Annotated in this window: 24 protein-coding genes; 1 reads left to right on the top strand and 23 read right to left on the bottom strand. The window is 43.7% G+C overall.

Annotated elements, in window-relative coordinates; translation table 11 throughout:
- Window positions 1–130: 130 nt before the first annotated feature.
- The 13 genes from B4U37_RS01480 to acpS all read right to left on the bottom strand — a co-directional run bounded on the left by B4U37_RS01480 (window position 131) and on the right by acpS (window position 8,998).
- On the bottom strand, window positions 131–730 hold the full coding sequence (locus B4U37_RS01480) for a PP2C family serine/threonine-protein phosphatase (RefSeq protein WP_010195176.1): 600 nt from the start codon (window positions 728–730) through the stop codon (window positions 131–133).
- A complete protein-coding gene (gene sigB, locus B4U37_RS01475) occupies window positions 727–1,512 on the bottom strand; it encodes an RNA polymerase sigma factor SigB (protein ID WP_010195175.1) in 786 nt (261 codons plus the stop codon). Before sigB ends, B4U37_RS01480 begins: the two co-directional genes overlap by 4 nt.
- Window positions 1,487–1,963: an anti-sigma B factor RsbW gene (gene rsbW / locus B4U37_RS01470; protein ID WP_010195173.1), complete on the bottom strand. Its 477-nt coding sequence runs from the start codon at window positions 1,961–1,963 to the stop codon at window positions 1,487–1,489. The genes sigB and rsbW overlap by 26 nt, the downstream gene beginning before the upstream one ends.
- Before the next feature lie 48 nt (window positions 1,964–2,011).
- Entirely contained in the window at window positions 2,012–2,320 is a 309-nt protein-coding gene (locus tag B4U37_RS01465; protein ID WP_010195171.1) for an STAS domain-containing protein, read from the bottom strand.
- Window positions 2,321–2,396: 76 nt separating this feature from the next.
- On the bottom strand, window positions 2,397–3,404 hold the full coding sequence (locus B4U37_RS01460; protein ID WP_010195168.1) for a PP2C family protein-serine/threonine phosphatase: 1,008 nt from the start codon (window positions 3,402–3,404) through the stop codon (window positions 2,397–2,399).
- Between the two features lie 15 nt (window positions 3,405–3,419).
- Window positions 3,420–3,821 (bottom strand): anti-sigma regulatory factor, encoded by a 402-nt coding sequence (locus tag B4U37_RS01455; RefSeq protein WP_010195167.1) that lies wholly within the window; start codon window positions 3,819–3,821, stop codon window positions 3,420–3,422.
- Between the two features lie 3 nt (window positions 3,822–3,824).
- Entirely contained in the window at window positions 3,825–4,181 is a 357-nt protein-coding gene (locus B4U37_RS01450; protein ID WP_010195165.1) for an STAS domain-containing protein, read from the bottom strand.
- A complete protein-coding gene (locus tag B4U37_RS01445; protein ID WP_010195164.1) occupies window positions 4,178–5,008 on the bottom strand; it encodes an RsbT co-antagonist protein RsbRA in 831 nt (276 codons plus the stop codon). The genes B4U37_RS01450 and B4U37_RS01445 overlap by 4 nt, the downstream gene beginning before the upstream one ends.
- Window positions 5,009–5,305: 297 nt before the next feature.
- Window positions 5,306–5,656, bottom strand: coding sequence for a type II toxin-antitoxin system endoribonuclease NdoA (ndoA, locus tag B4U37_RS01440; protein WP_010195163.1), 351 nt, complete (start codon window positions 5,654–5,656; stop codon window positions 5,306–5,308).
- Between the two features lie 4 nt (window positions 5,657–5,660).
- A complete protein-coding gene (locus tag B4U37_RS01435; protein WP_010195162.1) occupies window positions 5,661–5,942 on the bottom strand; it encodes a CopG family ribbon-helix-helix protein in 282 nt (93 codons plus the stop codon).
- Between the two features lie 145 nt (window positions 5,943–6,087).
- Window positions 6,088–7,257 carry an alanine racemase gene (alr, locus tag B4U37_RS01430; RefSeq protein WP_088016777.1) on the bottom strand — a complete coding sequence of 390 codons (1,170 nt, stop codon included), beginning with the start codon at window positions 7,255–7,257 and terminating at the stop codon, window positions 6,088–6,090.
- A 190-nt stretch (window positions 7,258–7,447) separates the two neighbouring features.
- Window positions 7,448–8,470 (bottom strand): LolA family protein, encoded by a 1,023-nt coding sequence (locus B4U37_RS01425; RefSeq protein ID WP_010195160.1) that lies wholly within the window; start codon window positions 8,468–8,470, stop codon window positions 7,448–7,450.
- Between the two features lie 162 nt (window positions 8,471–8,632).
- A complete protein-coding gene (gene acpS, locus B4U37_RS01420) occupies window positions 8,633–8,998 on the bottom strand; it encodes a holo-ACP synthase (RefSeq protein ID WP_088020081.1) in 366 nt (121 codons plus the stop codon).
- 118 nt (window positions 8,999–9,116) lie between these two features.
- Here acpS and B4U37_RS01415 point away from each other — a divergent pair, with 118 nt between their 5' ends.
- Window positions 9,117–9,830, top strand: coding sequence for a rhomboid family intramembrane serine protease (locus tag B4U37_RS01415; RefSeq protein WP_010195154.1), 714 nt, complete (start codon window positions 9,117–9,119; stop codon window positions 9,828–9,830).
- Between the two features lie 36 nt (window positions 9,831–9,866).
- On the opposite strand, the gene B4U37_RS01410 is transcribed toward B4U37_RS01415, so the two are convergent.
- The 10 genes from B4U37_RS01410 to B4U37_RS01360 form a co-directional block, all read right to left on the bottom strand.
- Window positions 9,867–11,342, bottom strand: coding sequence for a PH domain-containing protein (locus tag B4U37_RS01410; protein ID WP_088016776.1), 1,476 nt, complete (start codon window positions 11,340–11,342; stop codon window positions 9,867–9,869).
- Complete coding sequence (locus B4U37_RS01405) at window positions 11,332–11,811, bottom strand: PH domain-containing protein (RefSeq protein WP_088016775.1); 480 nt, start codon at window positions 11,809–11,811, stop codon at window positions 11,332–11,334. The genes B4U37_RS01410 and B4U37_RS01405 overlap by 11 nt, the downstream gene beginning before the upstream one ends.
- 74 nt (window positions 11,812–11,885) lie before the next feature.
- The gene (gene uvsE / locus B4U37_RS01400) at window positions 11,886–12,857 is read right to left on the bottom strand and encodes a UV DNA damage repair endonuclease UvsE (RefSeq protein WP_088016774.1); all 972 of its coding nucleotides are present in this window, start codon (window positions 12,855–12,857) and stop codon (window positions 11,886–11,888) included.
- Window positions 12,858–13,377: 520 nt separating this feature from the next.
- Window positions 13,378–14,892 (bottom strand): degradosome RNA helicase CshA, encoded by a 1,515-nt coding sequence (gene cshA / locus B4U37_RS01395; RefSeq protein WP_088016773.1) that lies wholly within the window; start codon window positions 14,890–14,892, stop codon window positions 13,378–13,380.
- Window positions 14,893–15,183: 291 nt separating this feature from the next.
- Window positions 15,184–16,545, bottom strand: a complete 1,362-nt coding sequence (locus B4U37_RS01390; protein WP_088016772.1) for a UDP-N-acetylmuramoyl-tripeptide--D-alanyl-D-alanine ligase — start codon at window positions 16,543–16,545, stop codon at window positions 15,184–15,186.
- 339 nt (window positions 16,546–16,884) lie between these two features.
- On the bottom strand, window positions 16,885–17,979 hold the full coding sequence (locus B4U37_RS01380) for a D-alanine--D-alanine ligase (RefSeq protein WP_088016770.1): 1,095 nt from the start codon (window positions 17,977–17,979) through the stop codon (window positions 16,885–16,887).
- A 530-nt stretch (window positions 17,980–18,509) separates the two neighbouring features.
- The gene (locus tag B4U37_RS01375) at window positions 18,510–20,705 is read right to left on the bottom strand and encodes a beta-propeller domain-containing protein (protein ID WP_157663675.1); all 2,196 of its coding nucleotides are present in this window, start codon (window positions 20,703–20,705) and stop codon (window positions 18,510–18,512) included.
- A 138-nt stretch (window positions 20,706–20,843) separates the two neighbouring features.
- Complete coding sequence (locus tag B4U37_RS01370; RefSeq protein WP_198317065.1) at window positions 20,844–21,032, bottom strand: hypothetical protein; 189 nt, start codon at window positions 21,030–21,032, stop codon at window positions 20,844–20,846.
- 15 nt (window positions 21,033–21,047) lie between these two features.
- The gene (locus tag B4U37_RS01365) at window positions 21,048–21,914 is read right to left on the bottom strand and encodes a DUF8832 domain-containing protein (RefSeq protein ID WP_088016768.1); all 867 of its coding nucleotides are present in this window, start codon (window positions 21,912–21,914) and stop codon (window positions 21,048–21,050) included.
- A 24-nt stretch (window positions 21,915–21,938) separates the two neighbouring features.
- A complete protein-coding gene (locus tag B4U37_RS01360; protein ID WP_088016767.1) occupies window positions 21,939–24,359 on the bottom strand; it encodes a heavy metal translocating P-type ATPase in 2,421 nt (806 codons plus the stop codon).
- Window positions 24,360–24,396: the final 37 nt, after the last annotated feature.

Genomic DNA, 24,396 nt, shown 5'->3' with positions numbered 1-24,396 from the left:
CGGAAGCCTCCTTGGGCATTCGCCCTGTGGGGTCTTCCCTGTCCCTTCCTCCCGCAGGAGTCTTCGTGCCTTCCACTGCGATCAACGGAAGTTTCCACAATCATTTGCAAAAAGCTAGAATACGATCTCCCTAGTGAATTTCACCTGAGATGATGGTTACATCGTCCATGCCGTTGCCTGTGAACATTGCGGCTATTTCAAGCAATGAGGTGGCGGATGGGATGTCTTTGATGTATTTTTTTACGGATGGGATATTCAAACCATCTGAGTAGATGAAAAACTTCATTTTGGAACTGTAGGGAAAACGATGAGTTTTAAGTGTTTGGGGTTTTCCAGATAGGTAGCCTTTGACCGGCAGTGGGTAGATAAGCTTTTCTGTCGGAGGATATAGGAAAAATCGAATATTCCCAACACAGCTGTACACAACCTCTTGCTGGTCATAGTTGACTTTCAGCACAGAAACCGCTGCACCGCGCTTATTCCTCATCGCTTCGTTACAAGCTTTCATGATAACGGAAACGTCCTCAGTTTCATGGTCTTTGGCAGCGGAAATAACTGCTTGTGAAGCATCGTGTGCATATTCTCCGCTACCTAAACCATCTGCAACTACACATAAAAAGTAGTCATCCGTTGTATTTACGTAGTAGCTGTCCCCACAAAAATACATTCCGTTTTTCGCATTCTGGTAGGCATTCACGTTCGCTTTTTCATGTTTGAATTGTTCAATCATGAAAAAATCTCCGTGTTTGCATTATCTTCCATGAATGCTTGTTTCAGCTTGGTTAGCGCTTTGCGTTGCAGTCTTGATACATGCATCTGCGAAATACCCAACTTTTCCCCTGTTTCTTTTTGACTCATATTCTTGAAAAATGTGCATTCGATAATCTGTTTTTCTCTTTCTGAAAGCACATGGAAAATCTTTTGTAATAGAAGCTGCTGATCCACTTGATCAAACCCGGCATCTTGGTTTCCTACGATGTCGAGAATGGTTACCGTGCTTCCATCAGAATCAGCCTCGATGGCATTATCGACAGAAAGAGCTTGATAATTCTGGCTCATCTCCATCGCTTCCAACACTTCTTCTTCGGTAACTTCCAAGTAATCAGCGATTTCAAATACTTTCGGTGAACGTTGAAGTTCATTTGTCAATTCTTCCACAGCAGACTTTATCTTCGGTCCAATTTCCTTGATCCTGCGCGGAACATGGACACTCCAAGTTTTATCTCGAAGGAAACGTTTAATTTCTCCGATAATCGTTGGAACAGCAAATGCTTCAAAACTTCGGCCAAAACTTGCATCGAAACGCTTCATGGCACCGAGCAATCCAATCATCCCTACTTGAGAGAGGTCTTCATGAAAGGCTTTGCCTCTTGAATATTTTCGAGCGATGGATTCAACAAGTGCAGTATAATGCTCTACTAATTGCAACTGCGATACTTCACAACCGTCTTGTTGGTACCGCTCTAATAGCATATTAACATCCAGCTTACTGGACGGAGATTGATTCCGCATCCCTTTCCACCTGCTCTCCTTGTACATACTTTGTCATGAAGACTGTAACGCCCTGATTGCTGTGCACCTTCACATCATCCATCAGCGTTTGGATTAAGAATAATCCTAACCCTCCTTCTGGCAAAGTTTCTACTGGTTGCGACTCGGTGTATGGACCTAATTCTTCCCTTACTTTGTCGAAATCAAAGCTTTGTCCATTGTCAGCTACCACTAACTCGAGTCGGTCTTTGTAAATACCGAATCCGATTCGAATATTACCTTTTTCGTCCTGCTTATAAGCGTGCTCGACCGCATTGGTACAAGCTTCACTTAAGGCAATTTTGATATCTTCAATTTCATCGTATGAAAAGCCCATACGATTCGCAATTCCAGACAAGGTAAGTCGGATGACTCCGACGTACTCAGCCTTCGCTGGAAACGACATTTCTATATAATCATAAGCCCGGTTCATTGTTCCCCCACCTTTAAGTGAACTTATTTATCGACTGCTACATGCAGCCTATTTTATCTCCATGATTCCTGCTAAACCTGTAATATCAAACAATCTCTTTAAACGATCCGATAACCCTACCAGACGAAAGACACCGTTGTTTGCCTTTACGGTTTTAAAGAAACCTACAAACATCCCTAAGCCTGTGCTGTCCATATAATTAACACTTGATAAATCAAATACTAGTTCTCCTGAAAAATCTTCTAATAAAGGGGCTACCTTTTCCTTTACCTTTGGTGCAGTATAGGCATCTATTTCCCCTTCTAGGACGACAAGCGTCTGATTTAAATCTTCTTTTATCTGAATGTCCATATTCATTCTTTCGTCACCTCAAACATGAATTAGAATTCCATTTTTAGGTCATCCCAATACTAAATACCCGCTTCTCAAACATTTAAACCTTTCTTTTTAAAATAATTAAAGTAAAGTCATCTCTGAGCTGAAAGTCCTGGATTTTCTCAAGGTCTCTGTATACAAGCTCGACAATGGCTTGAGGCGGTAAGTGGATATATGACCTGATTAAATCTATTATTTTATCAACCTCGATAAATCCTTCCTCTGTACGGCACTCTGTCACTCCATCAGAGAAAAGGATTACCATATCATTGACTTCGATGCTTTTTTCATACTGTTGATAGGTTGCAAGTCTATCGATACCAAGGACAAGCCCTCTCGCATCGAGTTCATAGAATTCATTTTTCTTCGCATCAAAATACAACGGTGGTTCGTGCCCCGCAGAAGAGAATGAGAAGAGGTGTTTGTGAAGGTCATACATACCGTAGAACATCGTGATGAACATGCTCGCATCGACATTCTGCTCCACTACTCTATTTAAATTGCCAAGAACATAGCTTGGCGCAACTCTAGTATCTGGTAAACTGTCCATCGCATACTTGATCATACTCATACACATCGCAGCCGGAATTCCTTTTCCGATAACATCCGCAATAGCGACACTAAACGAATCCTTTTCGTTATGGACAAAATGATAATAATCCCCGCTCATATGTTTGGCAGGAACACTTATCGCGCCTATCTCCACTGAATTCGTCTCAGGAATTTTCGTCTCAAGTAGTGTCTGCTGGACATTAGCTGCAATTTCAATCTCCGTTTGAATCTCTTGTTGCCTGTGGCGAAGGCTTTGATGCTCCCTGTAAGCAATCCCATAACCGATCATCACTTCAAGTAGGAAATCCAAAGAATGCAGGATATTATCCGGTATCTCTGGAGAAAGATCTTGCAGCATCGCTTTATGCACACTGATAATTTCTTCGGGAGAAACTTTCTCCCCAAGTATTCTGCGACTGAATTCCTGCCCTTTATAGAGGGCTTCCTCTGACTGGCGGTTCAGGTAGGCAGAAAGTATTTCTTTATATTCTGATTCTAATTTATCATAATTCACGGGTTATCCCCCCTTCTAGCGAACCCACTTTACGGCATGGATTGTCGTTCCTTCCCCAGAAGAAGAATCTATCTGAAACGAATCCATTAACCTCTTTACTCCAGGCAATCCGGCTCCAAGGCCTCCTGATGTGGAAAAGCCATCTTCCATCACCTGTCGAATGTCAGGAATTCCAGGACCATCATCTGTGGCAACCACTTTCAGTCCTCTTTTTCCATACTCATCCATTTCTTCAATACAAATTTGACCTGTACCTGCATACAAATAAATATTCCGAGCCAACTCAGAAATTGCTGTAGTTATCCTCGCTTGGTCTACTGTGCCGAAACCGAGATCTTTGGCAACATTTCTACCCATTTGTCGGGCAGCTACTATGTCCCATTCGTTTCTTATTTTTACACAGGATTGGACAGTCATCGTTTACTCCCCCAGTTCCTGTTGTAATTTCTCTAGACCCTTTTCTAAATCTAGTGCCGTGAACACTTCATCCAATTGGATTCCGAGTTCCACTAAAGTGATGGCTACAGCAGGTTGAATCCCTGTCAGAACGACTTGCGCTCCCATAAGTTTCGACATGCTGATTACATCTCCAAGCACTTTTGCAATAAATGAATCAATCATATCAACAGAGGTCAAATCAATGACAACTCCATTTGCTCCTGTTTCATGTATTCTATTTAGAAGATCCTCTTGAAATTGCAACGCTGTTTGATCATCTAGTTCCCATTGAATAGAGATTAATAGGCAATTGTGAAGTTTTAATATAGGTATTCTCACTTTTGATCCCCCGCAGTCACAATTTTTCTGTTTGTCATTTCAAGCGCTGTTTCAATCCCTTTTTTCAGGGAGTTTTTCGTAATAATTTGATCCAGGTTAATGCCCAAATTAACTATAGTCTGGGCGATTTCAGGACGAATTCCAACCAATAAGCATTTTGCACCTACAAGTCTTACCGCTTCCGCTGCCTGAATAATATGGTGCGCTACCATCGTATCGACAACCGGTACACCTGTAATATCTATTAAGACCACTTCAGCACGGTGCTTTACAACACCTTGAAGAAGGTTTTCCATGATTTGTCTTGCGCGTTCTGTATCGATTGTACCCACAAGCGGCATGACAGAAATCTTGTCAAATACCGGGATAAGGGGTGCAGCCAATTCTTGTAATGCGATTTTCTGCATAGACACTGTATGTTCCCAAGACCCTGTATACGTTTTTACAATCTCGTTATAGACCGGTCGGAGCCATTGATCAAAATCATACATCAGGGCAACTTTTTGGCTATCGTCCGTTTCCTCTTTCGTCATTCCCTCAAATACAATCTTCCCGAATAATGAAAGACCTTCTGTCACATAAATGAGAGGCCAACCGAATCGAACAATTTTCTCGGCAAAATCGGTTAATATCACAGAAAGGTTGTCCAAATCTTTACTAATGTTGTTCAATAATAAATTGATGTATTCTCTGCTTGTGCTCAGGTACACCTTATCAGAAATGGCTTTCAATTCTTTCTTTTCACCGATTTCATCCATGCCTTCAATCCATTGGTTAAAAATAGTCTCTCGGTTTTCATCAATATACGTGATTATGTTTTGATTCATTATCCCGGCTCCTTTTTTCGGTAATAGATATATTTATAAATTCGACAAATAATTTTAGCTATACTAATACAACTATAAATTTTTATTGTTTTAAAAGTCAAATATGTTTAATCCCAGTTCATCCATAAATGTGGTTTATTTACCTAATTATGGTGGTATCTTCTTAGAAATGAGTGTGATTTGGTACAACACCGCTGTTGATTTCCGCATACAGCTAGGGGTATTGTGTCGATACAAAATAAAAAAGCTACTCACGCGCTTGTGAATAGCTTCTTATCGAAAAAACGGATTCAAATATTAAAAGTCAATAAGTCCTAAGCTTATTTGAAGCGCCTCATCCACTTTGTCCATCATCTCTTCGTCAAGATGAGTAATTTTGTCCGTTAATCTTTGTTTATCAATTGTTCGAATTTGTTCGAGCAGGATAACAGAGTCACGTTCAAAACCATAACGCTTCGCATCGATCTCTACATGTGTTGGGAGTTTGGCTTTTTGGATTTGAGCAGTAATGGCAGCTACTATAACGGTCGGGCTAAATCGATTTCCGATATCATTTTGGATGACAAGTACTGGTCGAACGCCTCCTTGCTCAGACCCAACAACCGGGGATAAATCAGCAAAATAAACGTCACCGCGTTTGACAATCAAATGATTACCCCCCGCTAACTAAGCGTTCAACCGTATGCTCCGCCTCATATTCAGCCAAGAAAGCTTCAGATGCAATGTTTAGATTGATTTTAGACATTTCCATGTAGCCACGTCTCATGGACTCGCGAATTTGACGCTTTTTGCGCTCGCGAAGATACATCTTTGTTGCTTGAAAGATTAATTCGTTTCGATTGCCGTTTTCTTGTTTTACCAAACCATCTAATTCCGACACTAAGTTTTGAGGTAATCGAATCAAGATTTCAGTTGTTGCGCTGGATTCAGACACAGCATACACCTCCAAGAACTACAGACACATAATACTATTCCATATTCCATAATACCATCATTGCCGATAATTGCAAAGTCCATTTAGCGAATTCTTCTCTATTATCACTATATAAACCCTTTTTTATGCAGAAAATTACCATTTACTATTCTAATGGTTTGTCTTGCAAATAGTTTCTCACTTCCATTATACTCCCATTCCGCAAAAACATGCGGGGCACACGGTAGCTGATCATACACGGCACCTCGTAGTTGATGGTGTCAAGCTTGGCAGCAACATCGTTTGAGCTGATCTTCTTGCCGTCCTGTTTTCCTATAAGCGTCACCTTGGTCCCAATTGGAAGTTCATGTGGCAATTTAACCATAAACTGGTCCATGCAGATTCTTCCAACAATTGGAGCGAACTTTCCGTCTACTAGAATGTTCATTCCTTGTAATTTTCTAATCCATCCATCCGCATAACCAACCGGCACCGTTCCAATCCATTCTTCTTCTTTTGTCGTGTAGGTGGCCCCATAACTGACGCTCTCGCCAATGGATAATTTTTTTACATGTACAAGTTTGGTATGAAGGGAGAATGCCTCTTTTAGCGGAAAAGGCAGTTCTGGTTCCATTTCCGGTGATGGCGTTAGCCCATACATCGCTATCCCAACACGTACCGCATTGAAGATCCTTGTAGGAAATCTTAGCGTAGTGGCACTGTTTCCGCAGTGGATCATCGGGATGCTGAATTGGTTTGTGACTTGATTTAACAAAGAGTGAAACCTTTCAAACTGTTGTTCCACATAACTTGATTGCAACTCATCCGCGGTAGCAAAATGCGTATAAATCCCCTCAATTTGCAGGTTTGGGGCTTTGTCAATCAACTCTAGTATTTGGGCGACTTCTTCTTGTGTTCTCGCCCCGATTCTTCCCATCCCCGTATCTAGCTTCAGGTGCAGTTTAACCACTTCTGTACCTTGATATGCGGAAGTTGCTTCTTCTACCCATTCTTTTTGGAAAACCGTAAGCGTGATATCCTCTTTCGCAGCAAGCGGCAGGTCTGAAACCCTTGAAGCACCGAGTACAAGGATTGGTGCCGTTATTCCTTGTTGCCTTAAAGACATCGCCTCATCTAAAAAAGAAACAGCAAGATACTTCGCACCTGCTTCCAACGCCACGTTTGCCACTTGCACATCTCCATGCCCATATGCATTCGCCTTCACGACCGCAATCACCGTGACACCCTTTGTCACATGCTCCTGTATCGCCTGCACATTTTCATAAATACAATCCAAATCTACCTCAACCCAAGTATCCCGATGAAAGCTCGACATCTTCCTTAGCACTTCCTTTACCTATCTACAACCTCAAATTAATATGTACCTATCATAACCAAAAAACGCCCCAAAGTCATGTGAAGAAAGCCCCTTCGACAGGGAGAGCGAAATTCCTGTGAGGGTCTGACCCCTTTTCGAAAAAAAAAATACAGACCCGTCTGCAACGGGCCTGCTAGTTGGTGTTGAACTATTTGATGGCTGCGCCTTGGACGGAGCGGGCGACCATGAGCATTTCTTCTTGGGAGAGGTCTTTGGATGCTAGGGTGAAGTCTACGCCTTGGTAGGTCCATGTTAGACTGTTTTCTGTCATAGCGCCCACCGTGAAACCTAGGTCCGCCGGGTTACCGTTGACAAGCTGGGATGTCGGCACTTCCGAGTTGCGCGCCTTCTCTTGAATCAACGTAAAGGTCTTTGTGCCTTCATACGTCATGACAACACGTTTTCCATTCGCTGTTTCTACAACCGTTTCTTCTTTAAGATCTGTACCTGCAGGCGTATCTAACGGTGTCATCGCCGAAAATTCATCCGACTCTTCGGTAACAGGTCCAGATGCAGGCAACTCTAGGCTTGCACGGGCACCTGTCATGTTCTTTTTCACATCAAATGCATCGGCATCAAAGCTTGCATCAAATTTGAAATCAGAGAATTCCACTAGAACCAACGGCTTCTTATCTGGGTCCATCACCTTTACAGAAACAGGCGACAAGTCTTTTTTGCTCAGTGTAATCTCCTGAGTCGGAAGAAGCTTATTATTTTGATAGTTTGTTTTCGTTTCAAATACATAATGTTCTTCTGTTGCGGTGAACTTCGCTTCCGGATCATTTTTGATGTCATTCACAAGCGACTCGAACAGATAGGCCTGGCTGCTGTTTTGCGGCCATTCGCTGTGGAAGCGGAAGCTCTTGTTAAGCGCCGGCGTTAAGACAAATACACCTTCGTCATTGCGGATGATGATCTGGCTTTGATCCTTTTCCGCATTTTTCAAATTCACCTTGTAATAGTTCGGTTTGTTATGACCGATTTGCACCTCATACACTTGTGGCTCCGCTCCAGTTTGAAGGGTCATCTTCGCATTTGATTCATACCCCTTCATCTCTTCTACTTTCGCACCAAGTGAAGCTGTTACATCTTCCTGCGATTTCGTACCGCACCCTGCGAGAACAAGGATACTCACAAGGCCAACCACTACCAATAGCCATGCTTTTCTCAAATTATTCATCCCCTTTGCCTTCATTACATGATTATCTTAGAGAAAAGTGAGAGTGCAGAGATACCAGGCCCTCCTCCAGACACAGGTAGGCTGAACCTCTACTTGTACACCTTGTCTCCTTTCTGAATTATGTATATGAACCAGTTTCGGGGAATATGCAGACTAGCTTGACAAGCTTTCGATAATTACTTGGGCGATGGCATATTGATCACTATGAGAAATGGACAAGTGGACATTACCACCTGTTATTTCAGGCTCAGAAAAATACGGCTTCCCTTTCTCCGTGGACCCTATAGTCATGTCTTGAAAACTGAGTTCTTTCCCGATGCCTGTTCCTTTCGCCTTGGAAAAGGCCTCCTTTGCAGCAAAACGACCTGCGAGGAATTCCACTTTTCTTTTTTCACTTAGCGTGTTGAACCTCTCTTTTTCCAGCGGTGTTAGGATACGATCCACAAAGTTAGGCTGGCGGTTCATCAATTTTTCGATGCGGGCAAGCTCCACAATGTCGATTCCAGTTCCAATAATCATACTTTGACCAACCTCTTTCATATAGTAATGATATATTTTCTGATTCTCCTAAAAAGACTTTTAGGAGCTAACATGATAATCTGAAAAGAGCTATATTAAAGAACAAGGGGTGAAGCGGATGTTCGTCCGAACGGAAAACTTTCGTACTTTTAGAAGATTATATCCTATTATTACCACAATTGTTGCCATCCACCTTATACTTTGGCTGGTTGTACAATTTTCTCCGACTTTCTTAAACCTTACCGTTGGATTCAACCTGTTTATTTGGCAAGGAGAATGGTGGCGGCTAGTTACCCCCATTTTCCTGCATGCCAGCTTGACTCACTTTCTATTTAACTCTCTGTCGCTTGTCCTGTTCGGACCGGCCGTAGAGCGGATGTTAGGAAAAGGGAAATTTATTACCTTCTATTTGTTAGGTGGTATTCTAGCAAACGTTGCCACCCTACTATTAAAACCTGACATTTACAGTCATCTCGGAGCTTCCGGTGCCATATTTGCGATATTCGGCCTATATTTTTACATGGTATTCTTACGACCGGACCTATTGGACAGAGCAAATTCCCAAGTTATTTTGACCATTTTGGGAGTCGGGCTTGTGATGACCTTCCTGAATTCTAACATCAATTGGATTGCCCACTTATTCGGATTCTTTGCCGGTACCGTGTTAGCACCATTTTTCCTGGGAAGAGGACCAGCCACATCCCCTAGATCATTGCGCGCCATATTCCCTAATATCGGCAGACCGAGCGCACCACGAGGCGGAAAACAAAATATTTTTTGGATCGTCTTAGGCGCATTGGTGTTGTTTGGAATTCTTTCAAGGTTTATGTAAATTCTATCTTCAAAAACAAAAGCAAGGGTTGTCACCTCACATGACATCCCCTTGCTTTTTTTCATAAGAATACCACTCGTAAATTTGTTCGCCGTCATGTTGCTCCACATCCACCACTTGAAAATCTTTGCCTCCAAGACCGGTTTTGATGGCAGCTTTAATTGTAAACAGTTTTCTTTTCCCTTGAAAAAATGACTCCCGCAATTCAAAGGATTGAATTCTTTTTTTACGCACAAGCACAGTGTTCTTACTTAAATGTCGATAAGAAAGTTGAAGCTGCTCACTTTCCATTGCCCAACCTGCAGCCTTATATTGGCTGTAGCCTAGCAATCCGGCAACCACCACCGACAAAAAGGCAAGATACCCATACGGTTGAAAGAAGTAAGCGATTGGAGTGGATAGCAGTGCTGCCGGGACCATTAAACGGATAAGATACCGAATCACCGACCTCTTGGGCAGACCGTGAACCTCTTGTACAAGAAGGTACGACGGGACGAACTGCTTCAAATGGGCTTCCACTTCAGAAACCTTCAACAATGGAAACAGAATCGTGGAAAAGTCAGATTCTTTTCCTCCTGAACTTCCTGCACTCTCCACATAAACGGTCGCATATCCGAAAGGCTGTCGCAACAGGTTTTGTGAGATCCTTATCGCTTGTATTTTTTTCAGGGAAATCGTCAATTGCCGCTTTTCAATTATACCTCTGGATATTTGCAGTTCATCATCTTGTTTGGTGACAGTGAAATTCCCGTACTTAAACATCGTCATCACAATAGAAATGAGCCACGACACAAACAAAACAACAAAAACGATCGAAGCAATAAAATACACACTTGTCTGCAAGACCATCCCGAAACGGTCGATGATATCCTCATATGGGACAAATTGATCAAATTGGGAAGTGAACGCGATGACTGCCGAAAGCACAACACCGATCCCCCCTGAAGTTGTTCCCACAATAAAGAGTGTTTTCCAGGATGCTTTATATGTTGGCTTTTCTACAGGCTCCGCGCTCGGTTCCTGCTGAACAGGCAGCTTTGGACCATATACTTCGTCTTTATTTTTATAATACAATAAAGCTTCCCTCAGCTTGTTTGCCTCGTCCTTTGTTACTGCCGTCAAACTTGCTTCCGCTTCCGTTCCGCCACCTGCTGTTTCTATTTGTACTTTTACTAAACCGAAGATACGCTGGATAATTCCTTCCGAAGTATCTAAAGTCTGGATCCGTTCTTGCGGGATGAACCGGCGTTTTTTCACAAAAACACCGTATTCCATACGCAGCTCCCCATCTTCTATCCAATAGTAAAATCGATACCAAGAGACCACACCAATTGCAATTAAACCCGCGAACCATAAAACCATTACAGCTATGTAAATGATGCTGAAAAAACCTTCTCCAGAACTACTCCCAAAGAATACGAAAATAATAATCGGAAACAAAAGTTCACGCAGTTGTTTGAAAAAAGCTACAACGATGGCAGCCGGATGCATCCTCTTTTTTTCAGACATCATCTTCTGTCACCCTCGCAAGCCTTGATATGTAATCCCTGACTTGGTCTGCCTGTTCTTCATCAAGAGCCGGTATCTCATGAATGGTTGCCGCAGTTGAAATCAGCACCGTGGAGAGATGGAACTTTTTCAAAATCGGCCCCTGCCGTGTATCAACATGCTGCACCCGGACCATCGGCACCAAGGTTCTTTTTTTGATAAAAATGCCATGCTGCAAGTCAATTTCATGTTCATGTACTTCAAACCGCCAGCGTTTCCACTGCATAGATGGGAAAATAACGACGGTTAATAAGAAGATCAGTACAAACAGAACCCCCGCAATTAGCAGTGTCCACCAAGGGAATTCAAATGAACGTTGTATAAACCAAAATCCCACAATAAGCAGGACGTAAAATATAGAATTCAGTGCGGCGGAGATCCTCCATACCGACAAAGCTTTTCTATCTATCATCTGTTTAGGCTCCGGCCTCATTTGCTCTCCCTCCAAATCACATTCTAGCTGTCGCTTTTCCTAGTATACTATGGATGGCCCTCTGTTGGAAAATTCTATTTAATTTTGAAGGAAGCCCCGTCGATAATCTCTATTTCAGGATAACTTTTCAGCTCTTTCATCAGTTGAAATAGTGCTTCATCCTTTTTCTTGGCCTCAATCATACAATGGATTTCGGGCACGCTTCCTTTGATGCCTTGGAGGAAATCCATAAACATTTTAGGATCCACATAATCGGCATGGGCACGGAAATTCTTTTCGTCCCTCGGGCTTGAAATATGCATCTTCACAGGCAGCGGCGAATGTTCCCATGTTTGTACCACCCGCCCCCAATCCTGCTCCCATCCCTCTGCTTCCTCTTCAAAGTGTGCAAGGTGATGATGGTAATCAAAAACAAGCGGTACATTCAGCTTTTCACAAACATATAAAGCATCACGTAAGTGAAATGTCGTATCATCATTTTCAAGAATCAGCATTTCCTGAATAGGCTGCGGAACAAGCGCAAAGTTATGAATAAATTGTTCCAGCGCCAACTCCCTGTCATCATATCCTCCACCAATATGGAGAACACAACGGTGCTGTGTGGGAACCCTCATTCCTTTTAAAAGAGAGCGGTGCATACTGAGCGTCTTGATGGTCTGATTGATGATTTCCTTTTTCTTAGAATTGAGCAGTACAAAATGATCCGGATGAAAGTCTACACGCATCGGGTTTTCTTCGATATAGTCGCCTATTTGGGATAGGATTCCTTTTAGCGGCCGCATGAATTTCCAGTCTTTTACCTCTTCATGGTTTGCGAGCGGAATCAGTTTGGAGCTGAACCGGAAAAATTGAATATCGTTTGCGACATTGTGCTTGAGTAGGCGCAGGCAGTTTTCTAGGTTTTCGACTGAGATGCGTTCTAGCTTTTCGATTGCCGCGTCCCGGTCCTTGATTTTGCTGAACTGGGCAAAGGTCATTGTTTTGGACGGGGAAGCGTTGGTGAGATGCACGCTCATGGCGACATAGCCGAGTTTTACGATGGTCATAGTGATGAGGGACCTCCTTTTGGTTAGGAATTGTTTAGAGGTAGTATGCCCAAGTGAGGGGGGATTTGTTCTTTTTGGGAGGTGGGTTGGGTTCTCTTGGAGATGAAGGGGGAGTGAAAATTAGGGGAACTGGAATTTATATGGGTTCTATTAGACGTTTCGCGTTGATTGTGTGAGGGTTCGGGCATATAGAGGCGTTCTATCTGACCTTTCACTCCGATTTCTTGGTCGTTCGGGCGTATAGAGCCCTTCTATTTGACCTTTCACTTCGATTTCTTGATCGTTCGGGCGTATAGAACCGTTCTATTTGACCATTTACCCCGATTTCTTGGTCGTTCGGGCGTATAGAGACCTTCTATTTGACCTTTCACTCCAATTTCTTGATCGTTTGGGCGTATAGAACCCTTTTATTTACAATTAACCTCACTAGCGGAAACCCTCCCCCCCACCAACAACAAAAAAAAGCCCGAAAACCAACCGGGTTAAATCCAGTCAGTTTTCGAGCTTTCTCAAATGTTAATTATACGCGCTCTTTACGAGAAGAACGTTTGTAGCCTTGGCGCTTTGCGCTTGCGTCCCTTGAACCAGAACCGCCGCCTGGCTTGCCGCCACGGCTGTCGGAGCGTTTGTTCCAGCCGCCTTTTCCACCGCCGCTAGAGCTCTTTCCGCCACCACGGTTACGGTCGCCGCCACGGCCACCACCACCTCTTCTTGAGTGCATTGGAGCTTCTTCAGTAAGACGGATTGGAGTTTCGTCCGGCTCTTTTGTGAACAATTTCAGAGCTGCAGATACAAGCGTTACTGCATCGTGCTCTTCTAATAATTGTTCCGCTGCATTGCGGTAGAAACCAAGGTTTTTCGCTTCAACAGCTTGCGTTAATTTCTCCATGGACATTTTTTGTTGGCCTTCTAGTGCTTCGTCTAGAGTTGGTGCCTTCAATTTGTCCATTTTACGTTTTGTTACACGTTCTACATGGTGCAAGTAGCTAACTTCACGAGGGCTAACGAATGTGATCGCCAATCCGCTCTTACCAGCACGACCTGTACGTCCAATACGGTGAACATAGCTTTCAGGATCTTGTGGGATGTCGAAGTTGTAAACGTGTGTAACACCAGAGATGTCAAGGCCACGAGCTGCTACGTCTGTTGCAACAAGTACATCGATGGATCCTTCTTTAAACTTGCGAAGTACGCTCATACGCTTCGCTTGAGAAAGGTCACCGTGGATTCCTTCTGCAGAGTATCCGCGCACGTTCAATGCGTCAGATAGCTCATCTACACGACGCTTTGTACGACCGAAGATGATAGCAAGTTCTGGAGATTGGATGTCAAGAAGACGAGTCAATGTGTCGAACTTCTTCTTTTCCGGAACTTCCACGTAGAATTGTTGGATGTTGGATATTGTTAGTTCTTTCGCTTGTACCTTTACATTTACAGGCTCGCTCATGAAACGCTCAGCGATTGCACGGATTGGTGCAGGCATTGTAGCAGAGAAAAGTAATGTTTGTTTCTTTTCTGGTGTTTCAGCAAGGATTTTTTCGATATCCTCGATGAATCCCATGTTCAGCATTTCATCTGCCTCATCAAGAACAACCGTGTTCACATTTTGAAGACGAAGAGTCTTACGGTTGATATGGTCAAGTAAACGACCTGGAGTACCAACTACGATGTGCGGGTTCTTTTTCAATGAACGAATCTGTCTGCTGATGTCCTGGCCTCCGAATACGGAAAGAACACGAGCACGTTTATGGTAAGAAGCTTTATAAATTTCTTCAGCAACCTGGATAGCTAATTCACGAGTTGGTGCGATAACGATACCTTGAATGGATTCGTTTGTCACATCTACATTTTCAAGCAATGGAAGACCAAATGCAATCGTTTTACCTGTACCTGTTTGAGCTTGACCGATAACATCTTTACCAGTTAATGCAACAGGAATCGTTTCCGATTGGATAGGGGTAGCTTCTTCAAACCCCATTCTGTCGATCGACTTCATGATATCTTCTGATAAACCTAATTCTTTAAATAACGCCAAATTATTCCTACTCCTTTATCTATACAAATTAATAAATTAGGCACGGGTCAGAGCGCTTGCCTAATCTTTATAAGTAGACATATTAAACACATTACCTGTTATCATAACACTTTGGTTACTAAATAGCAATAAAGGTTAATGCCAACTTATAGGAGGTTACGCTTTCAATCGCGCCCCTCTGCCGAATAAATCGGCAAAATATTTTTCTTTCCGCACAACTTTGAGCAAATGCAGCATGCTTACTATTAATTTTCTCTTTAAAAGAAGTTTGTATTCCTTGAAAATAAGGAATTACTTGATTCCTTCAATAACCTCTTCTAATTTCATGCCTCGTGAGCCTTTTACCATCACCACATCACCATTTTCTAAAAGCGGCAGCAGTTCGCGGGTTAATTCTTGCTTGTTCATGAACGGTTTAACATGGGAAGGTTCCATCACTTCCTGGGCACCTTTTGCAATCTCCATGCCGAGGGCACCGAATGTAAAGACATAATCCACATTCTTTTCTTTTACATATTGCCCAATTTCATGATGAAACGTCTTTTCCATGTCACCAAGTTCCAGCATATCGCCAAGAACGGCAATCTTTTTCCCATATCCGTCAAGGCTGCCCAACAAATCCAATGCAGCTCTCATGGAAGTAGGACTTGCGTTGTAGGCATCATTGATGACCGTCCAACCGCCGGATGTCTCCACCACTTCATTCCTCATACCAGTGATGACAAGTTGCTCCAAGCCTTTTTTTCGCTTCACCTCAGACACACCGAAAAGCTCTCCAACGATGATGGCAGCAAGGGCATTGGTCACATTGTGGGCACCAAGTACCGGGATGAAATACTCTGTTTCTTCTATTATAAAATGAGTGCCTCTCCCTTTTAACGTAATGTCCTTTGCCTGGTAGTCATTGTTAGCCTTCAAGCCAAACGGAATGACGTTGGTCTTGCCTCCCACTCTGTCTGTCAATAACGGTTCATCACCATTGATGATGAGCTTGCCATCTTGCTTAAGGCCGGCAGCAATTTCAAGTTTAGCTTCTGCGATTCCTTCACGCGATCCGAGGTCCTGCATATGAGACTCCCCGATATTGGTGATAACGGCAGCGTCTGGCTTGGCGATGGAGGAAAGCAGCTCGATTTCTCCTCGGCCACTCATCCCCATTTCCAACACCGCAACTTCCGTATCTTCTTTCATGGAAAGAATCGTTAACGGCAAGCCGATATGATTGTTGTAGTTTCCGGCCGTCTTGTGCACGCGGAATGTTGTCTCTAACACAGAAGTGACCATATCTTTTGTGGTGGTTTTCCCGTTGCTTCCGGTGATTCCCACAACCTTCATACCGATTTGGTTTCGATAACTGCTTGCTAGGTGTTGCAACGCTTCGATGGTGTCGTCCACAACTATAAGGTTCAGGTCTGTCGGTGGCTCTGGTTGGTCTTTTTGCCAGAAGGAGGCAACTGCGCCTTTTTTCTCGATGGCATCACGGACAAATGCATGGCCGTTAAAATTCTCCCCGATAATCGGTATGTACAATTTCCCGCTCATGTCTTCGCGTGTATCTTTTGATACGCCCTCTACCACGATGGCGCTGTATTCGGAAGAGATTGGCTGGCCTTGCGCCATTTCTTGTATTTGTTTTAGTGTTCTTTTAATCATTTTGGGTGTCCCTCCTATTCTCTATACACAGAGAAGGAGCTGACATCACGCGTTTATACTCTTCTCGTGATGACCCACCCCCTGCCTGTTTATCTGTATTGTTTAATTCCCTGTAGATTTCTGTTCCAGGTGTTCGCTTATCCAGAGGACGGTGCTTGAGCCTCCTCGGCTTCGCCGGGGCCACTGAAAATGTAACTGATTTAATATGTTGTTTAGACACCGCTGTTGATTTCCGCAAATGGCTCCGCTTTCCTAGGGGCGCTGCTGGAGCCTCCTCGGCTACGCCTGTGGGGTCTCAACCTACCGTTACTCCCCCGCTGGAGTCTCACACCTTGCACTTCAATCTACAGGAGAAATCTTTTTTTTAAATGTATGCTTGATTTTTTGTTTTTCTTCGTGGCGTTGTTGTGCGTATCCTACTAGTTTTTCGATTAGTTGTGGGTAGGACACATCAGTATGCTGCCATAATAATGGGAACATGCTGAATGGCGTGAAACCTGGCATTGTGTTTACTTCGTTGATGTACAGTTTACCCTCTTTTGTTAAAAAGAAATCTGCGCGCACAAGGCCTGCTCCATCAATTGCTTTAAAAGCAGTGATGGCCATTTCTTTTACTTGCTCATAGATGTCTTCACTGATCTCCGCAGGGATGATCATGGCCGTATCGCCATCTTCATACTTTGCTTTGTAGTCGTAAAACTCTGTCTTAGGAGCGATTTCTCCAATCACCGAGCATTCCGGCTCGTCGTTACCAAGTACGCCAATCTCGATTTCACGGGCACCTTCCAAACCTTGTTCCACGATGATTTTGCGATCATAGTCGAACGCTTCACGGAAAGCCGCTTCCAATTCTTTGCGGTTTTTCGCTTTACTGATCCCAACACTGGACCCTAAGTTTGCAGGCTTAACAAAGCATGGATACCCAAGCTCTGATTCTACTTTTTCATATGTTGTATCTGCAGCCTTTTCCCATTCAGAACGAAGGAAGTGTGCATAGCCAACTTGTGGCAATCCTGCTTGGTCGAAAAGGTTTTTCATGATAACTTTATCCATTCCAGCAGATGATGCCAACACACCGTTTCCTACATAAGGAAGGTTTAAAAGTTCCAACATTCCTTGAACTGTTCCGTCTTCCCCGTTCGGGCCATGTAATAGTGGGAACACGACTGTTTGAGTCTCTTCCGTTTCTTCTTCGTTCGTCAATGCAAGAGGTGCGATGGTTGTGCCGCCCTCTTCCAGCTTCAGTTGGTGTACGCTCTCTGCCGGTCCATTCAACAAGCCACCGCGCTTCCATTCTCCTGTTTCCGTTATGTATAACGGATATACTTCAAATTTATCTGTATCTAAAGCCTTTGTTACAGCTAATGCTGTTTGCAAGGAAACTTGGTGTTCCGCTGATTTCCCGCCATATAATAAATGCAATTTTGTTTTCATATTGCTTCCCCCTCAAAGAGATGATCTATTTTATATTTTTCACCTTTATGTCCTTACTTCAATTATTTCATTATAGCACCTACATACAAGAATTCGAAACTGCTTCGTCCATTTAAGTAGGTGGAAAAGATAAAATCTTTTCCTTAATATATGAATGTCATTCCACTGAGGTGTAGAGTGCAAACCTAAAAGCCTAGATTATTTTCGACAAGTTTCTTTTCCTAGGAAATAAAATGCCGGCGATTGTTGTCATTATTTCCTGCTTTTTCGTGAAAAAAGAGAGCGGGGGCGATCCGCTCTCTCAAATTTTTATAGTTACATGAGGGTTGATCTCCGTTCCAGGCGCTTCGTTTTCCATGGGGTCCGAAAGCTCCTGCGGGGTCTTCCCTGTCCCTTCCTCCCATAGGACAAAGAAGGCTTCGACAGCAGTTCATCGCACGAAGAAAATGCGTTAGCATTTTCGAGGAGTCTGCGCGCCTTCCACTCCAATCAACCTGGTTTTTGAATAATTTAACATTCTTTTTAACTAACTACCATGTGATTTTTGTCGCTTTTACTTCTTTTGGTGTAACGGTGTAGAGGTGGTCATCGATATACAGAATACGTTGGACCATGTTCTCCCAGTCTTCATATAACGTGTTTTCCTGCTGATGCGTTATTTTGGTATGCAGGGTAAATCCTTTTTTCGGGTCGATTCCATATACCATTGCCCCTTCAAAGTCGAGTCGGTAGCTTCCATCTTTTTGATTTTCGTTATACTTGGTGATTGGAAAGGCGAAAATATCTTTATCCTTGTTGAAAAGAAGTGCTTTATGATCATAATTTAACGGCGAATGGGTAGATTGCCCGCCGATAATCTCCGTATGTTTTTCAAGCGGATTTGTCGGGTCACTCACATCAAACAAGGAGATCTTCACCCCGTTCGTCAACACCCGTGTCCCCCATTGATCTTTTTCCAACTTCGTATCATATCCAAAACCAATCAAATGATTTTCATCATACGGGTGCAAGTAATTACTGAAGCCGGGAATCTTTAATTCCCCAAGCACTTTTGGCTCAGCCGGGTTGCTCAGGTCAAAGACAAATAGTGGATCCACTTCCTTGAACGTCACCACATACGCCTTATCCTGCATGAAGCGGACAGAATAGATGCGCTCTCCCCTTGCCAAGTCTTCCACACTGCTGACGACATTCATTCCACCATCTAAAATAAAGAGGTGGTTGCTTGACGGAGAATTTTCATCCCATGCCTGCCCTTTAGTTGCGGCCACTCGGAAATGCCCTTTATACTCATCCATGGAAAATTGGTTTAAAAGATGACCTGGAATGGCTCCATTGGCCCGAAATTCCACAGTCATGCCATCAACGGAAAATTTATAGACTTCCGTACTTTCATTATTTGCCCAGTTCGGGCCATACCCATAGTTCGGCACCGCGACATATAGGTTTTCTTTTGACATATAGATCTGATTTCCGCTGCCGACATAAGTTGTAATGGACGCATCCTCTTGTGGTTGATTCAAATCGATGGTAACTATCGTCATAAAATTATCTTCTGTGGAATCAGGGAAATAACGGATATCCTCATAAGGAACACCTTCCATTTCTCCTTCTTCCTCTCCCTGTGTATCGGATACTCGCGGTCTTAAGTCTGCCTCAGGGTGCTCTTCTAGCATCCAAAAATTAGCGTACTTGTTCGTGATTAAGTAAACGTGGTTATCTATCTTCCTGCTTGAGACATAACCGCCTTCTAGGGTGACTGTTTTTTGGACAGTTGGATTGGCTCGGTCTGTAATATCATAAATAACGGCCTTCGTTGCTTCATGCATCGGCATGATCATATCGCCTTCACTACTTTTACTTTCGCCGTACATCATCTTCTCATCCCAATAATGACCGATGACCACTAGCTGATTGCCATCCAAAAACAGTTGATACGGATTAAAGTCCTTATAACGTAGCTCTGTCAGGACGGTCATTTCTTCGACAGGGTCTGCCTTTGTAATCTTTAACTTTTGATCGGTTGCTTGATAGATGAAGTCGCCATCTGTTTTTACGATGTCCGCTTCATCCACTCCTTGAACCTGAACGTTTGTTTCGGAATGGCCGTCTGGACTGCCACTGCTGCTGGATTCGCTTTCGGTTGCCATATCGGCATTTGCAGCGCCGTCACTGTCCTCAGAGCTTGATGTTGATTCATCGCCACTCCTACCAAAGTTAAAGAACTGTTTACTTTCTTCCCGCTCTTGTTTCATTTGTTCCAGTCGGGCTGTGAACAATGAATTTAGTTCTTTATTGGAAGCAACCGTCGGCAATTGTTTCATAGCCGTGAATTTGATTTTCTTTTGTTTTCCGAGCGTTTTGCCGTCCACCGATTCAATTTCTCCGCTGATGTGAAGCTCATATGGTCCTTTGTTTGGGTCATAGCCGCCTTCTGGAGGAGAAACTGTGACAAAGTCTTTTGAAACTTCCAGATTTGCTTCTACCTTGTTGCCGTCCTTGTCCGTCACATAGATAGACTCATTTTCTTTGATGCTTTCTTGTTTGAACTCTTTGGTAAAAGTAAGTAACCATTTTTTATCTGAGAGTACGGTTTGCGTGTCTTTTTCAGAATAGGGATTGCCAGTGCCATTAACCGCGAAAGGTTCTCTCGATTGATAGATGAACGCGAAGATGATGGCCAGGCTTACTATAATAGAAGAAAAGATAATTACCTTTTTTTTCATGTAATTGCCCCCTTTTATACGGTTAGACGAGGGGGATGTAAAAAGGTTACATTGGAGGGTGGAAATAAAAACACAAAAAAGCCAGCGGACAATCAAAATCATCCGCTGGCTCCCTGAGCAACACTACTACTCGACTTCCTATGCCATTACCTGCTCCTTCAGCTCATCAAGCCGCGGAACGTCCACATACAATTGTTGAAAGGTGGTGACTTCTAACTTCTGTTCTTCTCCCATATATCGTGCAAGCATCGATAGCTGTTTGCCATTCAACTTAGCCCCAAAATCTATTCCTCCGTTGACCGCGAGCTTGACTAGTTTTTCTCCCATACCAACAAATCCCCTTTATTCTGTGATTTCCAACACATAAGGGAAGGCGTACACTTTCCCGTCCAGTTTAAATTCGGCCCAAAGTTTATACATGCCAGGCTTGCTGAAGTGCGCTTCAAACACTGGTTCCTCTCCTTCACGAGGGTGTACATGGATAAATTCCTCTAATCCTTCATCCACAACGACCACATGTCCGAGCGCACCAAGATAATCCTCTGGCGATGCCCCTTCTATGTCAAAAGAAAACACAACGTTTTCTTTTACCGAAAAATTGTTCACATCAAGTGTTACGGAATAGCCCTCTTGTTCCTTCGTCCATTGTGTTTCAGGTTCTAAATGGACATGAGCATCCTCATGACTGTCATGATCCCCAACCATCACTGGGTGGGCTTCATTTACATACTGCAAATCACTCGGTTTGATATCGACAAACGCTTGGTACATTCCATCCTCCAAATCTGCCTTCGCAGTGAAAACACCTGCAGAAACCTTTTCTGGATGTAAATGCTTGAAAACCTCCAAGTCCTCACTGATTACAATTAGATGCATCAGTTTTTCGTGATTTACTTCAAGGCTATCCATCGGGTTGCCTTCAAGGTCTGTCAGCGTGATGATCATTTCTTCCCCTTCTAGCTTTACATCTGCTTGAACTTCACTAGCGGACTCCCCTTCATGTTCGCCATGATCGTCGTGCCCACCGTCATTCCCTTCCTCTTCATGTTCACCATGTTCTTCTTCGCCAAGGGCCTCTTCATCCTGATGTTCGTCATGACTGCCTTCCTCGCCTTGCGATACATCTTCACTTGCATAAAAAGAATACGCCGTATAGCCTCCGACCACTAACAACAGATAAACAAGCGCAGATCCAATCCATTTTTTCATCGTGTTCCCACCTTATCGACCTTATTAAAGTTTCACTTTTTGCAATCTGAGTGCATTCAATACAACGGACACCGAGCTGAATGCCATTGCTGCTCCTGCCACCCACGGCGCCAAGAAGCCTAAAGCCGCAATTGGAATCCCCATGGAGTTATAGGCAAATGCCCAGAATAGATTTTGTTTGATGTTAGTAATGGTCTTTTTACTCATGATGATGGCATCGGCTATGCTGTTTAGGTCACCGCGCATTAACGTGATGTCTGCTGCTTCCATCGCGACATCTGTGCCGGTTCCGATTGCCATCCCGATATCCGCTGTTACCAAGGCTGGGGCGTCATTGATGCCGTCGCCGACCATTGCCACTTTCTTGCCTTGCTTTTGAAGCTTTGCTACTTCTTCCGCTTTTTGTTCCGGAAGTACTTCGGCAATGACTTGATCGATTCCGGCATGGTGAGCAATGGCTTTTGCTGTCCGTTCGTTATCGCCTGTCATCATGACAACTTCCAGCCCCATATCCTTTAACCGTTTTACTGCTTGTTTAGAAGTATCCTTTATGGTGTCTGCAACCGCGATGATGCCTTTGTATTCTCCATTCACCGCAATGAGCATAGCCGTTTTTCCATTCGTTTCAAGCTCACGGACCACTTCTTCTGCGTGCTCGGCAGCGACATGGTGCTTGTTCATTAATTTACGCGTACCAACCACCACTGTGTCTTCTCCTACGACCGCTTCGATACCATAGCCGGGTATTGCTTCAAATGACCCCACAGAGCCAAACTCGATCCCTTTTGCTTGGATTCCTTCCACAATCGCTTGCGCCAATGGATGTTCGGATTGTTTCTCCGCTGCTCCTACCATTGCAAGGATTGCCGCTTCATCCTCACCAGCTTCAAGCTTTACATCGGTTAGCACAGGTGCTCCATTTGTTACCGTACCTGTTTTGTCCAGCACAACAGTTGTAATGCGGTGCGTCTGCTCTAGGTGCTCGCCGCCTTTAAAAAGGATACCGAGTTCGGCTGCCCGGCCGGATCCCGCCATGATAGATGTTGGCGTTGCAAGTCCAAGTGCACACGGGCAAGCAATAACCAGAACCGCAATCAAGTTCACCAATGCTTGCGCGAAGTTTCCTGGATCGACGATAAAATACCAAACTAAGAAAGTAAGGACCGCGATTCCGACAACGATTGGAACGAAGATGCCGGAAATTTTATCTGCCAGGCGCTGAATCGGTGCTTTGGAGCCTTGTGCCTGCTCTACAATCCGGATGATTTGAGCAAGGGCTGTTTCTTTTCCGACTTTTGTTGCTTTCATTTTCAAAAAGCCGTTCTTATTTATAGTAGAACCATAGACAGAATCTCCTGATTTTTTATCGACAGGAATGCTTTCTCCAGTCAGCATGGACTCATCCACCGCTGATTGCCCTTCGACAATTTCGCCATCAACAGGAACTTTCTCCCCCGGCTTAACAGAAACGATATCTCCTACCAGGACCTCATCCAATGGGATTTCTATTTCTTTTCCATCTCGTAAAACAAGGGCCGTTTTTGCCTGTAGGCCCATCAATTTCTTGATTGCTTCGGAAGAGCGCCCCTTCGCTCTCACTTCAAAAAGCTTTCCTAAAATAATTAGGGTGATAATGACTGCACTTGTTTCAAAATACAGCTCGACCATATGCGCACCTGAACCGATTGATTCAATCGATAAATACAAGCTGTACACATACGCTGCAGTTGTTCCGAGTGCCACCAATACGTCCATATTCGCGCTTTTATTTTTCAGCGCTTTGTATGCACCTGTGTAGAATTGCCAGCCAATGAAAAATTGAACAGGGGTTGCAAGTGCGAGCTGCACCCATGGGTTCATCAGCATATCAGGCAGATAAATAAAAGAAGTAATGGAGAAGTGACTCACCATTGCCCAAAGCAACGGGATTGTTAGGATTAACGAGAAAACAAACTTGCCTTGTTGCTTTTCTAATTCCTTTTGACGGAAGTTCTCGGCGCTTTCGCTTTTTTCTACTTTTTCCGTAGCACCGTAACCCGCTTTTTCAATGCGGGCAATGATGTCAGATGGCTTTAGTTTGGAAGGATTATATTCCACGGTTCCGCTTTCTAAAGCAAGATTTATATTGGCAGAATTAACGCCTTCCATTTTTCCGAGCACCTTTTCGATTCGGCTCGAACATGCCGCACACGTCATTCCGGTGATAAGGAATTCTGCTTTTTCTTTCACGACATCATAGCCAAGGTCCTGAATCATTTTCTCTATTTCTTTTTCAGATACCTGTTCCGGGTCATAGGTGACAGATGCGTTTTCAAGGGCAAGGTTCACATTGGCCGTATCCACTCCAGCCAGTTTGTTCAATCCTCTTTCAACCCTTGTGGAACAAGCCGCACAAGTCATTCCCGTTATCTGTAATCTGGTTTCTATTTTCTTCTGATCGCTCATCATGCTGACCTCCTTTATACCTATAGGGGGTATATTA

The organism is Sutcliffiella horikoshii (assembly GCF_002157855.1).
In the GTDB taxonomy this organism is placed as follows: domain Bacteria; phylum Bacillota; class Bacilli; order Bacillales; family Bacillaceae_I; genus Sutcliffiella_A; species Sutcliffiella_A horikoshii_C.
This window is presented reverse-complemented; position numbering and strand designations above follow the sequence as displayed.

Bases quoted from the DNA above. Each gene is read 5' to 3' on its own strand.
- B4U37_RS01405 (WP_088016775.1), bottom strand. From the start codon at position 11,811: ATGAGGCCGGAGCCTAAACAGATGATAGATAGAAAAGCTTTGTCGGTA.
- B4U37_RS01455 (WP_010195167.1), bottom strand. From the start codon at position 3,821: ATGACTGTCCAATCCTGTGTAAAAATAAGAAACGAATGGGACATAGTA.
- B4U37_RS01390 (WP_088016772.1), bottom strand. From the start codon at position 16,545: ATGATTAAAAGAACACTAAAACAAATACAAGAAATGGCGCAAGGCCAG.
- B4U37_RS01465 (WP_010195171.1), bottom strand. From the start codon at position 2,320: ATGAATATGGACATTCAGATAAAAGAAGATTTAAATCAGACGCTTGTC.
- sigB (WP_010195175.1), bottom strand. From the start codon at position 1,512: ATGCGGAATCAATCTCCGTCCAGTAAGCTGGATGTTAATATGCTATTA.
- B4U37_RS01370 (WP_198317065.1), bottom strand. From the start codon at position 21,032: ATGGGAGAAAAACTAGTCAAGCTCGCGGTCAACGGAGGAATAGATTTT.
- rsbW (WP_010195173.1), bottom strand. From the start codon at position 1,963: ATGAACCGGGCTTATGATTATATAGAAATGTCGTTTCCAGCGAAGGCT.
- B4U37_RS01480 (WP_010195176.1), bottom strand. From the start codon at position 730: ATGATTGAACAATTCAAACATGAAAAAGCGAACGTGAATGCCTACCAG.
- acpS (WP_088020081.1), bottom strand. From the start codon at position 8,998: ATGATTATTGGAACTGGAATCGACATTGTGGAGCTTGCCCGCATCGAA.
- B4U37_RS01415 (WP_010195154.1), top strand. From the start codon at position 9,117: ATGTTCGTCCGAACGGAAAACTTTCGTACTTTTAGAAGATTATATCCT.
- B4U37_RS01365 (WP_088016768.1), bottom strand. From the start codon at position 21,914: ATGAAAAAATGGATTGGATCTGCGCTTGTTTATCTGTTGTTAGTGGTC.
- B4U37_RS01380 (WP_088016770.1), bottom strand. From the start codon at position 17,979: ATGAAAACAAAATTGCATTTATTATATGGCGGGAAATCAGCGGAACAC.
- alr (WP_088016777.1), bottom strand. From the start codon at position 7,257: ATGTCGAGCTTTCATCGGGATACTTGGGTTGAGGTAGATTTGGATTGT.
- B4U37_RS01375 (WP_157663675.1), bottom strand. From the start codon at position 20,705: ATGAAAAAAAAGGTAATTATCTTTTCTTCTATTATAGTAAGCCTGGCC.
- B4U37_RS01410 (WP_088016776.1), bottom strand. From the start codon at position 11,342: ATGATGTCTGAAAAAAAGAGGATGCATCCGGCTGCCATCGTTGTAGCT.
- B4U37_RS01445 (WP_010195164.1), bottom strand. From the start codon at position 5,008: ATGAATCAAAACATAATCACGTATATTGATGAAAACCGAGAGACTATT.
- B4U37_RS01360 (WP_088016767.1), bottom strand. From the start codon at position 24,359: ATGAGCGATCAGAAGAAAATAGAAACCAGATTACAGATAACGGGAATG.
- uvsE (WP_088016774.1), bottom strand. From the start codon at position 12,857: ATGACCATCGTAAAACTCGGCTATGTCGCCATGAGCGTGCATCTCACC.